This is a genomic window from Nocardiopsis sp. NPDC006139 (assembly GCF_040614155.1).
In the GTDB taxonomy this organism is placed as follows: domain Bacteria; phylum Actinomycetota; class Actinomycetes; order Streptosporangiales; family Streptosporangiaceae; genus Nocardiopsis; species Nocardiopsis changdeensis.
In genome coordinates this window covers 65,232-78,871 of the sequence record NZ_JBEXTT010000005.1, presented here as the reverse complement: position 1 = coordinate 78,871, position 13,640 = coordinate 65,232, and the positions used below count along the sequence as shown (strand labels likewise).

Annotated in this window: 12 protein-coding genes; 4 read left to right on the top strand and 8 right to left on the bottom strand. The window is 74.9% G+C overall.

The annotated features are described in order from the left end of the window. Positions 1-47: 47 nt before the first annotated feature. A complete protein-coding gene (locus ABZ249_RS08155; RefSeq protein ID WP_355258962.1) occupies positions 48-647 on the bottom strand; it encodes a TetR/AcrR family transcriptional regulator in 600 nt (199 codons plus the stop codon). Positions 648-740: 93 nt separating this feature from the next. Here ABZ249_RS08155 and ABZ249_RS08150 point away from each other — a divergent pair, with 93 nt between their 5' ends. Beyond that, a complete protein-coding gene (locus ABZ249_RS08150) occupies positions 741-2,000 on the top strand; it encodes an NADH:flavin oxidoreductase/NADH oxidase family protein (protein ID WP_355258959.1) in 1,260 nt (419 codons plus the stop codon). Between the two features lie 10 nt (positions 2,001-2,010). Here the strand turns inward: ABZ249_RS08150 and ABZ249_RS08145 are convergent, their stop codons facing one another. After that, positions 2,011-2,733, bottom strand: a complete 723-nt coding sequence (locus tag ABZ249_RS08145) for a type 1 glutamine amidotransferase domain-containing protein (RefSeq protein ID WP_355258956.1) — start codon at positions 2,731-2,733, stop codon at positions 2,011-2,013. 188 nt (positions 2,734-2,921) lie between these two features. On the opposite strand from ABZ249_RS08145, the gene ABZ249_RS08140 reads away from it, so the two are divergent. Further along, positions 2,922-3,881, top strand: a complete 960-nt coding sequence (locus ABZ249_RS08140) for an NAD(P)H-quinone oxidoreductase (RefSeq protein ID WP_355258953.1) — start codon at positions 2,922-2,924, stop codon at positions 3,879-3,881. A gap of 74 nt (positions 3,882-3,955) precedes the next feature. Here ABZ249_RS08140 and ABZ249_RS08135 read toward each other — a convergent pair whose 3' ends face one another. Next, positions 3,956-4,561 (bottom strand): TetR/AcrR family transcriptional regulator, encoded by a 606-nt coding sequence (locus ABZ249_RS08135; protein ID WP_355258950.1) that lies wholly within the window; start codon positions 4,559-4,561, stop codon positions 3,956-3,958. Between the two features lie 96 nt (positions 4,562-4,657). On the opposite strand from ABZ249_RS08135, the gene ABZ249_RS08130 reads away from it, so the two are divergent. Both ABZ249_RS08130 and ABZ249_RS08125 read left to right on the top strand, forming a co-directional pair. Further along, positions 4,658-5,860, top strand: coding sequence for an MFS transporter (locus ABZ249_RS08130; RefSeq protein ID WP_355258947.1), 1,203 nt, complete (start codon positions 4,658-4,660; stop codon positions 5,858-5,860). A gap of 403 nt (positions 5,861-6,263) precedes the next feature. Further along, positions 6,264-6,458, top strand: a complete 195-nt coding sequence (locus ABZ249_RS08125; RefSeq protein ID WP_220561834.1) for a hypothetical protein — start codon at positions 6,264-6,266, stop codon at positions 6,456-6,458. Between the two features lie 87 nt (positions 6,459-6,545). Here the strand turns inward: ABZ249_RS08125 and ABZ249_RS08120 are convergent, their stop codons facing one another. The 5 genes from ABZ249_RS08120 to ABZ249_RS08100 all read right to left on the bottom strand — a co-directional run bounded on the left by ABZ249_RS08120 (position 6,546) and on the right by ABZ249_RS08100 (position 13,612). Beyond that, the gene (locus ABZ249_RS08120) at positions 6,546-7,859 is read right to left on the bottom strand and encodes a transporter (RefSeq protein WP_220561835.1); all 1,314 of its coding nucleotides are present in this window, start codon (positions 7,857-7,859) and stop codon (positions 6,546-6,548) included. Beyond that, positions 7,856-8,560, bottom strand: coding sequence for a hypothetical protein (locus tag ABZ249_RS08115; protein WP_355258943.1), 705 nt, complete (start codon positions 8,558-8,560; stop codon positions 7,856-7,858). Before ABZ249_RS08115 ends, ABZ249_RS08120 begins: the two co-directional genes overlap by 4 nt. After that, positions 8,557-10,740: a hydantoinase/oxoprolinase family protein gene (locus ABZ249_RS08110; protein WP_355258940.1), complete on the bottom strand. Its 2,184-nt coding sequence runs from the start codon at positions 10,738-10,740 to the stop codon at positions 8,557-8,559. Before ABZ249_RS08110 ends, ABZ249_RS08115 begins: the two co-directional genes overlap by 4 nt. 50 nt (positions 10,741-10,790) lie before the next feature. Further along, positions 10,791-12,413, bottom strand: a complete 1,623-nt coding sequence (locus tag ABZ249_RS08105; protein ID WP_355258937.1) for an FAD-dependent oxidoreductase — start codon at positions 12,411-12,413, stop codon at positions 10,791-10,793. 122 nt (positions 12,414-12,535) lie between these two features. Next, positions 12,536-13,612: a LacI family DNA-binding transcriptional regulator gene (locus ABZ249_RS08100; protein ID WP_355258934.1), complete on the bottom strand. Its 1,077-nt coding sequence runs from the start codon at positions 13,610-13,612 to the stop codon at positions 12,536-12,538. Positions 13,613-13,640: the final 28 nt, after the last annotated feature.

The following is a 13,640-nucleotide window of genomic DNA, read 5'->3' as shown; positions in this document are numbered from 1 at the left end:
CGCGACGGAGGGCGGCACCGGCTTTCGACGGCCGGTGCCGCCCTCCGTCACGCCGTTGCCCCCCGCATCGCGGCGGAGGCCGTGAGCAGCGCCCGGACGGCCTCCCGGACCCGGTCGGCGACCACCCCGGGGTCGTCGGCGTCGAGTTTGCCGTCCAGGTGCAGGAACGCCAGTCCGTGGACGAACGACCACACCCCGACGGAGAGCGCCTCGGGGTCGGCCCCGGGGAAGACCCCGTGGACGATGCCGTGGACGTACTCCCAGATCGCGGCGGTCGCGGCGACCCGCTCCTCGCTGTCGGGATCGCAGGGCTCGGCGAACATCGCGCGGAACAGGGCCGGGCGCTCCAGCGCGAAGCGGACGTAGGCGATGGTGATCTCGGCCAGGTCGTCCGGGGTCCGGGGCGCGGGGTGGGCTCCGGCGAGGTACTCGGCGAGCTCGCGGTACCCCTGGGCGGCGACCGCGGAGACGAGCGCGTCACGGTCGGCGAAGTGGCGGTAGGGGGCCGTGGCCGACACCCCGGCCCGCCGGGCCACCGCCCGCAGGGACAGCGCGGCTCCGCCGTCCTCCTCGAGCAGTTCCCGGGCCGCGCGCAGACAGGCGGCCCGCAGGTCGCCGTGGTGGTACTTGCTGTTCGCTTGCGACACGGATCACGCTCCCTCATGTTTACAGTGCCCACATCCCCCCTCTAATGTGAGCATTGCACACATCATATGCGCACCCGAGGAAAGAGGACTGTGATGACCGGCGGATTGTACTCCCCCCTGCGCCTGCGCTCGGGGGCGGTTCTGCCCAACCGGATCGCCAAGGCGGCCATGGAGGAGAACATGGCGGGTGAGGGCCAGCTGCCCGACGGGCGGCTGGTGTCGCTGTACCGGCGCTGGTCGGCGGGCGGCACCGGCCTGCTCATCACCGGCAACGTCATGGTCCACGCCGAGGCCCTGACCGGGCCCGCCGGCGTGGTGCTCGACGAGGCCGCGCCGCTGGAGCCCTTCACCGAATGGGCGCGGGCCGCCAAGTCCGGCGGCGCCGCGGTGTGGATGCAGATCAACCACCCCGGGCGCCAGGTGCAGGCCGACATGCCCGGCGTCGTGTGGGGACCGTCGGCGGTGGGCGTCGACCTGGGCCGCCTCAGCAGGAACTTCGGCCGCCCCACCGCCATGACCCCCGAGCAGATCCGAGCCACCGTGGAGAGGTTCGCGGTCACGGCGGCCCGCGCCGAGCAGGCCGGGTTCGACGGGGTGGAGGTCCACGCCGCGCACGGCTACCTGCTGTCGCAGTTCCTGTCCCCGCTGGTCAACCAGCGCACCGATGCCTGGGGCGGGTCGCTGGAGAACCGGGCGCGGATGCTGCTGGACGTGGTGCGCGCGGTCCGCGCCGCCGTCTCGCCGTCCTTCGCGGTGGCGGTGAAGCTCAACTCCGCCGACTTCCAGCGCGGCGGCTTCGACGTGGACGACGCGCGACGGGTGATCGCGATGCTCGAACCCCTCGGCACCGACCTCGTGGAGCTGTCCGGCGGCAGCTACGAGAGCCCGGCGATGACCGGCCGCTCCGCCGACGAGCGCACCCGGGCCCGCGAGGCGTACTTCCTGGACCTGGCCCGGGAACTGGTGGAGACCAGCCCGCTGCCGCTGATGCTCACCGGCGGCGTCACCCGGCGCGCCACCGCCGAGGCGGTGCTGGCGAGCGGCGTCGCGGTCGTCGGCATGGGCACCGCACTGGCCGTCACCCCGGACCTGCCCGCCCGCTGGCGCGACGGGCGCGAGGCCGACCGGCCGATGCGGCCGGTCACCTGGTCGAACAAGGCGCTGGCCTCGGCCGCGAGCATGGCGCAGGTCCGCCACCAGCTGCGGCGCATCGCCCGCGGGAGGTCGACCCGGCCCGGCACCCTCCCGGCGTACGCCCTGTTCCGCGAGCAGGTCGGGCAGCGCCGGGCGCTGCGCCGCTACCGGGCCTGGCTGTCCGCCCCGCGGACCGCGCCGGCAGGGGCCGGCCGCTGACGCGCCCGGGTCAGCGCCCGCCCCCGGAGGACGCGGCGGTGATGTCGGCGACCAGCCGCTCGGCGAGCTTCTCCGAGGACTGCGGGTTCTGCCCGGTGTAGAGGCCGCCGTCGACCACGATGTGCGGGCGCAGCGGGATCAGCCCCTTGGAGTACTCCACGCCCGCCTCCTTGAGGCGGTCCTCCAGGAGCCAGGGCGCCTTCCTGGCGAACCGGTTGAGCAGTTCCTCCCGGTTGGACAGCCCGGTCATCCGGCGGCCCGCGAACGGCGAGGCGCCGTCGGGGCCGGTCGCGGCGAGGATCGCCGCCGGGGCGTGGCACAGCAGGGCGAGGGGGCGGCCCGAGGCCAGCCGGTCGGCCAGCAGGGCGCCGGAGGTCGCGTCGTAGGCGAGGTCCTCCATCGGCCCGTGCCCGCCCGGGTAGAAGACCAGGTCGAAGTCGTCGGCGTCGACGGAGTCGAGCGCGACCGGGTGGTCGAGGGCGTCCTTGATCCCCTCCAGGTAGGCCTCGACCGCGCGGCGCTTGCCCGGGGTCCCGCCCGCGAGGCCGAGACTGAGGCGGTCCAGGGTCGGGGCCCTGCCGCCGGGGGTCGCGATGGTGATGTCCCATCCGGCCTCGGTGAAGATCCGGTGCGGGACGGCGACCTCCTCGGCCCAGTAGCCGGAGGGATGGACCGTTCCGTCGTTCAGCGTCCAGCGGTCGGCCGCACTGATCACGTAGAGCACGCTCGTCATCGTTCCGCTCCCCAATGTGTTTACAGCGCTCACATTAGTTCGGCGGCCGACCCCGATCAATGGCGCCGCACCGCACGGCGTGGCGCAGACCACCGGCCGGGAGCGCGATCCAATGTTGACACTGCACACTCGCGTACCTAATGTAAGCAGCGCACACATCCAATCGTCCCGGCCACGAAGGAGATGCCATGAAGGCGATCACGATCAAGGAGTTCGGCGGCCCCGAGGTGCTGGAGTGGACCGACGTCGAGGACCCGGTGCCCGCGCCCGGCGAGGTCGTCGTCGACGTTGCGGCTGCCGCCCTCAACCGGGCCGACGCCGTCCAGCGGATCGGCCTCTACCCCGTGCCCGAAGGCGCCTCCCCCTACCCGGGCCTGGAGGTCTCCGGCCGCATCGCCGCGCTCGGCGCCGACGTGACCGGATGGAAGGTGGGCGACGAGGTCGCCGCCCTGCTCACCGGCGGCGGCTACGCCCAGAAGGTCGCCGTCCCCGCGGGCCAGCTGCTCACGGTCCCCGAGGGGGTGGGCCTGGTCGAGGCCGCGTCCCTGCCCGAGGCGACCGCGACCGTGTGGTCCAACCTCTTCATGACCGCGCACCTGCGCGAGGGGGAGACCCTCCTCGTGCACGGCGGGGCCGGGGGCATCGGCACCATGGCGATCCAGATCGCCGAGGCGCGGGGCGCCCGCGTGGCCACCACCGTCGGCGGCCCCGAGCAGGCCGCCCGCGCACGGGAGCTGGGCGCCGATGTGGTCGTCGACTACCGCACCGAGGACTTCGCCGACCACGGACCCTACGACGTGGTCCTCGACATCATCGGCGGGAGCTACCTGGAGCGCAACATCCGCTCCCTGGCCGCCGACGGGCGCCTGGTCGTCATCGGCCTCCAGAACGGCATCGAGGCACCGCTCAACCTCGCCGACCTGGTGTTCAAGCGCCTGTCGGTCCACGGCACCACCCTGCGCTCGCGTTCCGCGGAGCAGAAGGCCGCCATCGTGGCCGGCGTTCAGGAGCACGTCTGGCCGCTGGTCGCGAACGGGGCCGTCGAGCCGGTCATCGAGCGCACCCTGCCCATGTCCGAGGCCGCCGAGGCGCACCGGCTGCTGGAGGCGGGCGGGCACTTCGGCAAGATCCTGTTGGTCAACGGCTAGGACCCACCGCCCGGGGTACGGGGCGGTCCCTGCCCGTGGGGCCTGCGGCACACCGGGGGCGGGACGGCCGGTGGTCAGGAAGGGTCCGCGGCCGGGGGCCCCAGCACCCGGATCGCGGCGTCGATCGCGGTGGCCAGACGTGCGGCGTCGTGACCGGCGCGCTCGCGCACCCGCAGCCCGAGCACCGTGGTGAACAGCAGTTCCACGGCGGCGTCGATGTCGAGGCCGGCGGGCAGTTCGCCGCTGGCGCGTCCCTCGAGCAGCAGCGATCGCAGCGCCCGACGGGTGACATCGAAGGCGGCCTCGGTCCGCCGGCTGACCTGGTCGTCTGCGGTGCCGAGTTCGGTGGCCGTGTTGACCACGAGGCAGCCCCGCCCCGGTTCGCCGCCGGCCGGGCAGGTGACCAGCCACAGCATCCAGTCCCGCAGCACGTCGCGAACCGGGCGGCCGTCGGCGCTCAGCCACTGCTCGGCCTGGGCGGACTCGGTGGCCCGGTAGTGGTCGAGCGCACGCAGGAAGAGCGTGTGCTTGTCCTTGAACGTCCGGTACAGGCTGCTGGGCGTGAGTTCGAGCTCATCACCCAGATCGCGCACCGAGGTGGCGCTGTAACCGCGGCGCCAGAACAGATCGGTCGCCTTGACGACCGCTTCCCGCTCGTCGAACTGCCGAGGGCGTCCCATGGCCGCCATCCTACCCGGCTTGTGGAGCGATCGTTCCCATACTAGGGTTCACCGAAGTATGGGAGCGATCGCTCCCAAATATGCGAGGAGGCACCGGTGACGACCCCGGAGCAGTCCGCCGCCCAGGCGGCCGATCAACAGACCCCGACGAGGAACCGCTGGACGGCGGTCGCCTCGGTGGCCTTGGGAACATTCCTGCTGGTCACCGCCGAACAGCTGCCGATCGGCCTGTTGACCGGTGTGGGGTCGGCACTGTCGGTCTCCGAAGGGACGGCCGGGCTGATGGTCACGGTGCCCAGTCTGGTCGCCGCGGTCTCGGCACCGCTGGTCCCGGTACTCGTCGGCGCGATGGACCGGCGGCTCCTGCTGCTCGGCCTGATGGGGCTGATGACCCTTGCCAACGCGGCCTCGGCCCTGGCCCCGGACTTCACCGTCCTGGTGGCCTCCCGGGTACTGGTCGGAGTGGCGATCGGAGGCTTCTGGGCCGTCGCCGGCGGCCTGGCCGTCCGGCTCGTGACCACCGCGAACGTGCCACGGGCCACCGCGGTCATCTTCGGAGGCGTCGCCGCCGCGAACGTGTTCGGCGTTCCGATCGGCACGCTGCTGGGCGAGTTCACCGGTTGGCGGATCGCCTTCGCGACGCTGGGCGGCCTGGCGCTCGTCGTCCTGCTCGCGTTGCTGACCGTGCTGCCGCCGTTGACCGCCGCCCGGCCCGTCCGCCCGCGCCTCCTGGCCGAACAGTTCCGCAACCCGGGTGTGCGCGTCGGCATCCTCGCCACGTTCCTCATGGTGACCGGCCACTTCTCGGCCTACACCTTCGTGAGCCCGGCACTCCAGAGCCTGTCCGGGATCGATGAGCGGCTCGTCGGCCCGGTGCTGTTCGCGTTCGGCCTGGCGGGCATGGTCGGCAACTTCGTCGCCGGGGCGGCGTTGGCGCGCAACACTCACCGGACCGTGCTGGTCATCACCGCGGCCCTGACGGCCGCGATGCTGCTCTACCTACTGCTGGGCCGGGGGCCGGGCAGCGGGGCCGCACTGCTGATCGCCTGGGGACTGGCGTTCGGCGGCGTGTCGGTCGGCCTGCAGACGTGGATGATCAAGGCCGCGCCGAAGGCCGTGGAAGCGGCCTCCGCCCTGTGGGTGTCGGTGTTCAACCTGTCCATCGGCCTGGGCGCGCTGGTCGGCGGCGTCGTCGTCGACTCGTTCGCCCTCCAGGGCGTTCTGTGGCTGGGCGCCGCCTGTGTCCTCGTTGCCGCGCTGGTGGTCTGGAGCGCCCGCACCGACGGGAACCTGCGATGACCAAAATCCCTGTTCCGCGCGTGCGAGGCCGGCCGGGCCGTCGCCCCGGGTGGAGACGGCCGTAGGCCGTGCGCCGCACGGCTCGACCGGGCGAGGTCCGCGAGGTCCGCGCCGGGCCCGATCAGCGCGATGCCCCCGACCGGGGGTTCCGACGCCCGCCCGTACGGCCCGGAGCGCTCCTCCAGGAGGGCCGGACGGCTCCTCCGGGGAGGGGCGGGCCGACTCCCCCGGCGGGCGGCCTTCCGGAGGCCGACCCGCCCGGGGTGGGGTGGCCGGGGCGTCCGGAAACGGGCCGGTACGCTGGCCGGGCGGGTGGCCGCGGACTTCAGGGCGGTGGATCTCCCACCCGGGCCCCTCCTGCGGCGTGCATCCGCGATCACGCAGACCAGTGAGGTGGACGGCCATGGACAAGCCGAGTGGGAACGACTCGTTCTCGTTGCTGTACAGGACGGGGTTCCGTATCAACTACGCGCTCCTGCACATCATGGGTCCGGCCGCGCTGACGCCCGAGGCCGACCCGCGGCGGCGGGCCAAGAAGGAGTACGACCGCCGGCGCGAACTCCACCTGGCGTGGAAGGCGCAGCAGCGGTCGGCGTAGCACGGCCGCGCGGGCGCGGGCCCGCGCGGTCCCGTCGGGGCCGCGTCGCCGGCGGCCCCGGCGGGGCCGGGGCCGCCGGGCGGGCGGTCACAGCAGGTAGAGGTAGGCGGTCAGGCACAGGCCCGCGACGGCGATCGCCCAGGTGTAGGGCAGGGTGGACAGCATCGAGCGCTCCGGGCGCACCCCCGCGTACTGGGAGCTCCACACGGTCTGCGTGCTGGTCGGGTCGGAGACGCCCAGGACCTGGCCGTAGGAGGCCATCAGCCCCACCACCGCCGGGGCGGGGTAGATGCCCCCGGCCACCAGCACCCCGGCCACACCGGCGCCGAGGCCGAAGATGTTCATCGGCCCCCGGTACAGGGCCAGCGGCACCAGCAGGGCGAACACCAGCACGAACAGGGCGACGTGGCCCGGGCTGACGGCGACCACGACCGGGCTCAGGGCCGCGACCGCGCCGGGCAGGTTCACCGCGGCCAGCAGCATGCCGATGGCGATGAACAGCACGATGGGCGGCGCCGCCACGTCGAACGCCCGGTAGAGCGTGCGCAGGGCCGTGGTCGTCATCTCCCGCCAGGGCACGGCGGTGGCCAGGGCGAACACCACACCGGCCAGCAGCGCCGGGACGATGGGGATCTCCAGGCCCAGGGCCAGGACGATGGGCACCAGCGGGGTGAGCAGGGCGTACCAGGGCGCGTCCCCGCGGCGCTGCCGCCGCCGGGCGGCCCGCTCGCGCCGGGAGCCCGTCCCGGCGCCCCCGCCGACCCGCACCGCCCAGGTGTGCCGCACGCCCTTGCGGCGCATCTCCACGAGGATGTAGGCCAGCCCGCCGAGCAGGGCGATCGGGAACATGCGCAGCTGGAAGTGCTGGACGGTGGCCACCGGCACCCCGATGGCGTCGGACAGGAACTGCCAGTTGATGAGCTCCAGGGGCAGGCCGGCGGCGATGCCGACCAGCACCGTGCCCGCCGCGACCGTGGGTGTGACCCCCACGGCGATCATCGCCGGGATGCCCACCACCCCGGCGAGCATCGCCGCCGGAGCCGAGCCGGTGATGCTGCCGCACAGGATCGCGACCAGGAAGATGCCGACCGCCACCAGGGAGGGGCGCTCCCCGCCGAACTCCACGATCTTGCGGACGAGCGTGGAGGCGATGCCGGTCTCGGACAGGAGGGTGCCCAGCCAGCTGCCCAGCAGGATGGCCACCATGGTCGCGGCCAGGCGCGGCGCGCCCTCCTGGAGGACGGTGCCGACCACGCTCTCCTCCTCGCCGGTGAGCGGTGCTCCGGCGATGAGGGCGATGGCGACGGCGAGCAGGACGAGGGCGAAGGCGGTGGGCAGGCGGCGCGTCAGCATCAGGCCGACGCCCACCGCCATGGCGAGAAGGATTCCCAGGGCGGTCACGGGCGGTCTCCGAGGGGTGTGCCGGGGTCCGGTCCGCCGGGAGCGGTCCCCTGGTGTTCGAGGGTCGCGGCGATGGCCGCGGTGAGGGCGAGCGGGCTGCGGCGCAGGCCGCAGCGGGCGTGGGCGTAGGCGTGGGCGGCGATCTCGTCGGCCCCGGCGACGTGGCCGCGCAGGCGCAGGGGCCCCAGGCGCAGCAGGTCGTGGCCGAGCCGGTCGCGCAGGGCCCGGCCGCGGGCGCCGTGCAGCATCCGGTGGGCCTCCTCGTGGGCCAGCGCGGCCCGGCGCACCGCGGAGGGCGGGAAGTCCCGGCCCCAGCCCGCGGCGCGGGCCACCCGGTGGGCGTGGCGCAGGGCGTCGGTGTAGACGACGATGCGGTCGCCGGAGGGGCGGTGCAGGTACTCGGCCAGCAGGACCTCGCCCGGGGCCAGGCCGCCGACGGCCTCCTCGACGACCTCGGTCCGGGCGGTGTCCGCGGCCGGGGCCCGTTCGGCCGAGGCGGCCAGTTCGCGGCCGAAGGCGAGGGCGCGGGCGGCCCACTCCCGCAGCCGTTCCGGGTCGCGGTCCTCGTGCAGCGGGATCAGGGACAGCAGGCCGGCGGCGAGGTCGACCTCGTCGGCGGCGCCGATGCGGGCGTACTCCGCGTACGGCGCCCCGGGGCCGGCGGGTCCGCCGGGGCCGTCCTGGTGCGCGGGGCCGTTCATCGGCGCCGCTCCATGATCGCGACGACCTCCTCGTCGGGGGCGCGCCGGGCGATCTCCGTCCCGGCCAACGCCAGCAGGTGCCCGGCGTCCATGACCCCCGACAGGTCGGCGATCTTGGGGCCGAGCAGCAGCCAGACGGCGGGCGGGACGGCCCCGCCGTCGCCGTAGGAGGTGCGCTCCTCGACCAGGTCCTTGAGGCGGCCCTCGGCCTGCCCGGCGACCAGGGTGTCCACCTCGGCGTCGCCGTTGTGCAGGCGCACCACGCCCTCGCTGTCGACGACCCGGATGTGGCGGCGTTCGCGGGACAGGCGCCCGAACGGCCCCTGGGGCCTGCGCACCAGGCCGAGCACCCGGTAGCGCCCGTTGGCGGCGTACTCGGTGAGGTCGGCGGCGTCGGCGCCGAGGCTGTCGGCCGCCGCGGCGCGGGCCTGCTCCCGGGCGACGGCGGCGGTGCGGTCCCTGGTGCGCAGCTCGGTGGCGCCGGTGGCCACGGCGGTGACGAGGTTGCGCTGCGGGTCGACGGTGACGTCGACCTCCACCCCGTCGGGGTCGGCGCCCTGGGCGACCACGGCCGCCTCGGCCTCGGCGCGCACCGACAGGACGTCGGCGTGGGTGGCGCCGGGGATGATGCGCTCGACGGACTCCCGGACCAGGGCGAGGGCGACGCCCAGCGGGCTGATCACCTCACTGTGCGCGGCGATGCGGGCGGTGAGGCCCATGCGCTCGCCCAGGTGCGGGGTGACGGTGGCGGCGCCTCCCCCGCCGCCGACCAGGGCGGCCACCGACCGGTCCAGGCCGTAGTCGCCGATCAGCGCCTCCACGACGGCCTCGACGCGTTCGGTCGCCTTGTCCAGGACGGCCCGGGCGGCCCCGGCCACGTCGGTGCCCAGGGCGCGGGCCAGGGGTTCCAGGGCGGCGCGGGCGGCCCGGGGGTCGGACCGCGCGTGGTCGCCCTCGGGCACCCGGCCCAGGGCGTTGGCCGCGCAGGTGACGGTGAGGGCGAAGCGCCGGGTGCCGTTGTCCAGGACGGCGTGGTCGGCGGTGTCGGACTCCAGCGGGGCGACGCGGACCAGCCGGGCGCCGTCGAGTTCGGCGGGGTCGGCGAAGCAGGCGTAGGGCAGCCCGGCGATGTGCGCGCTGCGCGGGCCCACGTCGGCCAGGACCGCGGCCCCGTCGCCCTCCCCGCCGCCCAGGCGGACGACGGACCCGCCGCCGATGCCGACGGTGCGCACGTCCAGGGCCGACAGGTAGGTCTCCCGTCCGCCCAGCTCGGCGTGCCTGATCTGGACGCGGCCGCGGCGGATGACGCTGATGTCGGTGGAGGTGCCGCCGGTCTCCAGGAAGACGCCCTCGCTGACCTTCTCCCCCATGAGCGCCCCCGCGACCCCGGCCGCGGGGCCGGACAGCACGGTGAGCAGGGGCCGGTTGCGCATCTCCCCCAGGGACATCACGCCGCCGTCGCAGCGCATGACCATGAGCGGTGCGGTGATCCCGGCCTTGAGGATGCTGCTCTCGACCAGGTCGGCGGTCTGGAGCATGCGCGGCATGACCCCGGCGTTGAGCGCGGCGGTGCGGGCGCGCTTGGTGAGGCCGTAGAGCCGGGTGATCTCGTGGGTGGCGGTGGCGGGCACCCCGCGGGCGGCCGCCGCCTCCAGGACCGCCCGCTCCCCCTCGGCGTCGTCGACGCTGAAGGGCTCGGCGGCGACGACCACGTCCGCGCCCGCGTCCACCACGGCGTCGACGGCGGCCCGGGCGGCCTCCGGGTCGTCGGGGCGGCGCAGGGCGGCGTAGCGGACGGGCAGCCGGTGACCGGAGTCCAGGCGCAGCCTGCCCAGCGAGCGCAGCCGCCCGACGGCCAGGCCGTCGAGGCCGGAGCCGACGCCGACGATGCCGATGGTCGCCACGTCGCCCTCCAGCAGGGCGTTGGTGGCCTGGGTGGTGCCGTGGGCGAGGAAGCCGACGTCGTCGGCGGCCACGCCGACCTCCGCCAGCAGGCGCTCCAGGGCGGTCATGATGCCGTGCGCGACCCCGTCCTCGTGGTCGTGGCTGGTGGGCACCTTGACCTGGCCCAGGAGTTCGAAGGTCGTGGCGCTGACCGCCACCGCGTCGGTGAAGGTGCCGCCGACGTCGATGCCGACGCGCACGGGGTCGCGTGCCGGCCGTGTGCCCGGGTCGCTCATGGTGGTCCCCTTTCGTGGGTGGGGAGGGTGCGGGGGGATGGAGGGATGGGTCAGTAGCCGCGGACGTCGGGCCAGTGGCGCTCGACGCCGGTGCGGTCCAGCAGGGCGGTGAACCGCTCCAGGAGCTCGTCCTTGGCGTGCACGGCGTGCGGGGTGGTGTCGTGGTCCAGGGCGAAGGCGGCCAGCCGCCCGGCGGCCTCGCCGATGTTCCACTCGACGGGATGCAGGCGGAAGCAGCCGTTGGTGATGTGCGTGGTGCCGATGTTCTTGGCGGCGGGCAGCAGGTTGGTCTCCTGCCGCGGCAGCAGCGCCCCCAGCGGGATCTCGAAGGGCACGCTGGCGATGTCGATGTAGTTGTCGCCGCCGGTGGAGGGGTGCAGGTCGATCCGGTAGCTGCCGACGCCCACCGAGTCGTGCCGGCGCAGGATGCCGTGCGGGCCGCGGATGTCCAGGGACACGTCGTGCTCGGTGACGGTGGTGACCGCCCGGATGCGCCGCGACTCGCGCACGTAGGCGGCCTTGGCCAGGCCGAGCTCGGCGCCGGTGACGTCGGGGCGGGGCCGCAGCCCCGGGAACCCGGTGCCGCCGTCCGGCCGCGGGGCCTCGGTCTGGAGCCAGTACAGGACCGACAGGGACAGCTGGCGGGCCTCCTCGTGGGCCCGGCGGACGGTGGCGGCGTCCACCAGGCCCTCGATCTCCAGGGCCGGGGTGAGCCAGTAGTCGTTGAGCGGCCAGTTGGCGAGGGTGATGTCGGAGTCGAAGGCTCCGGGCCGGTGCAGCCGGCGGGCCAGGATGCGGCGGAACCCCCATAGCTCCTTGTCCCCGGCGTCGGCGCTCTGGTCGGCGTCGACCGCCAGGGGGTCGGTGTCGGGGTTGGGCGCGAAGGTGCGCGCGACGGGCTCCAGGGTGCGCGGGTCCGGGGCCTGGAAGCCCAGCAGCGGGCCGGGCCAGAAGTCCGGGCGGTAGGACCGCCAGAAGCCGTACATCGCCGGCCGGTCGATGGTGTGGTCCTCGCCCTCGTGGTGCGAGACCGCGAAGCAGTAGGTGATGCCCTGGAGGTTGGTCGGGTCGGCGGTCTGCGGGGCGTGCGGCTCGCCGTGCTCGGAGCGGGCCTCGGCCCCGGTGACGTGGTCGATGCCGGCCAGCGGCAGCAGGTCGCCGTCCTCGGTGGCGTCCAGCACGTAGTCGGCGTGGACGGTGTGCTCGCCGCCCTCGGCGTCGCGCAGGGTCACGGCCAGCACGCGGCCGCCGTCGGTGAGCGCGGCGACCGGGCGGTGCCGCTCCAGGACGGTGATCCGCCCGGCCGAGCGGTGCGGGGCGATCATCTCCTCCAGGACCGCCAGGGCGACGCGCGGCTCGTGGCAGAGCTTGCTGACACGGCCCGCCCCCGGGTTGAGGGTGCGCGCGGCGGCGGCCTCGGCGCGCAGCGGGTAGACGCGGCGGTAGTGGTCGCGGATGCCCTCGCGCAGGCGGCGGTAGGAGGCGGTGGCGCCGAACTTCTCGATCCAGGGGTTCTCGTCCGGGGGGACGGCCTGGGAGGTGAGCTGCCCGCCGATCCAGTCGGTCGGCTCGGTCAGGACGACCCTGCGGCCGGAGTCGGCGGCCGCCAGGGCGGCGGCGACACCGCCCAGTCCGGCGCCGACGACGAGGATCTCGGTTCTGCTCTCGGTCATGGGGTGGTCGGGCGCGGTGCCCCGGGTGGCGGGGCGGCGCCCTTCTCCTTTCCGTTCGTCGCACGCGGCGGTGGCGCCGGTGCGGCACGTGTGGCGGGGGATCGGTCCATGGGGCGAGGGGGTCACCGCGGGCGCGGGGCGGCGATGGTGCCGCCCCCGACCGGTTCGCAGGGCAGCAGCCTCCGGGTCCGCAGCCCCTCCTCGCCGGCGATCAGGCGCAGCAGCAGGCGGACCGCGTCGCGGCCCATCTCGCGCATCGGCACGTCGAACCCGCTGAACACCGCGCCTCCCCCGGGTGCCCGGCCGCGGGCGCCGACCGGCGCCCCGAGCACGGCAAGGGAGAGGTCCCGCGGGCAGCGCAGCCCGGCGCGCTCGATGGCGGCGCCCAGCCCGGACAGGGCGGCGCCGGTGTCGGTCTGCTCGACGACGACCGCGGTGACGCCGTCGGCGAGCCAGGCGGCCAGCAGGGCGTCGAGGTCGGTGCCGTCGGTGCGCACCACCAGGCCTGCGGTGCCGGCCCCGGCGGCGCGGGCGCCGCGCAGCACGCCCTCCTCGCGGTCGGTGGAGGCCGGGGCCTGGTCGTGTTCGCGCAGGTAGCGGATGTTCCGGTGCCCGGCGGCGGCGAGCCGCTCCAGCACGGCGGCCGAGGCCGAGACGTAGTCGGCGCCCACGTAGGGGACGTCGGGTTCGTCGCGGCGGCCGATGTAGACGAAGGGGAAGCCGTCCTCGACCAGGTGCCGGATCGGCTCGTCGGGCACGTGGCGGCCGAAGAACAGGCAGCCGTCGGCGACCCGCACCCGCCGCACCGCGGCGGGGTCGTCGGCCCCGGTCCCGGCCCGGGAGGAGCCGGTGAACAGGATGAGGTCCTGGCCCTGGGCGGCGGCCTCCTCCTCCACCCCGACCAGGACCGGGTAGTAGGAGTGCGCCACGTCGGTGGGGAAGGTGGTGCTGAAGGTGTAGAGGCCGAGCATGGCGTTGGCGGCCGAGGCCAGGCGGGTGGCGACGGGGTCGGGCACGTACCCGAGCCGCTCGGCGGCGTCCAGGACCCGCTGGCGCGTTTCCCGGGCCAGGGACATGCCCACGGTGGTGCCGCGCAGGACGAGGGAGACCGTGGTCTGGGAGACGCCGGCCGCCCGCGCGATGTCGGACTGGCGCGGCCTGCGCCGTCCCCTGGCAGCGGGCTGTCGAGTGTTCTCCACCGGCTTCTCCTCCGATACGGCGTCCTAA

Bases quoted from the DNA above. Each gene is read 5' to 3' on its own strand.
- ABZ249_RS08150 (WP_355258959.1), top strand. From the start codon at position 741: ATGACCGGCGGATTGTACTCCCCCCTGCGCCTGCGCTCGGGGGCGGTT.
- ABZ249_RS08115 (WP_355258943.1), bottom strand. From the start codon at position 8,560: ATGAACGGCCCCGCGCACCAGGACGGCCCCGGCGGACCCGCCGGCCCC.
- ABZ249_RS08110 (WP_355258940.1), bottom strand. From the start codon at position 10,740: ATGAGCGACCCGGGCACACGGCCGGCACGCGACCCCGTGCGCGTCGGC.
- ABZ249_RS08135 (WP_355258950.1), bottom strand. From the start codon at position 4,561: ATGGGACGCCCTCGGCAGTTCGACGAGCGGGAAGCGGTCGTCAAGGCG.
- ABZ249_RS08125 (WP_220561834.1), top strand. From the start codon at position 6,264: ATGGACAAGCCGAGTGGGAACGACTCGTTCTCGTTGCTGTACAGGACG.
- ABZ249_RS08140 (WP_355258953.1), top strand. From the start codon at position 2,922: ATGAAGGCGATCACGATCAAGGAGTTCGGCGGCCCCGAGGTGCTGGAG.
- ABZ249_RS08105 (WP_355258937.1), bottom strand. From the start codon at position 12,413: ATGACCGAGAGCAGAACCGAGATCCTCGTCGTCGGCGCCGGACTGGGC.
- ABZ249_RS08145 (WP_355258956.1), bottom strand. From the start codon at position 2,733: ATGACGAGCGTGCTCTACGTGATCAGTGCGGCCGACCGCTGGACGCTG.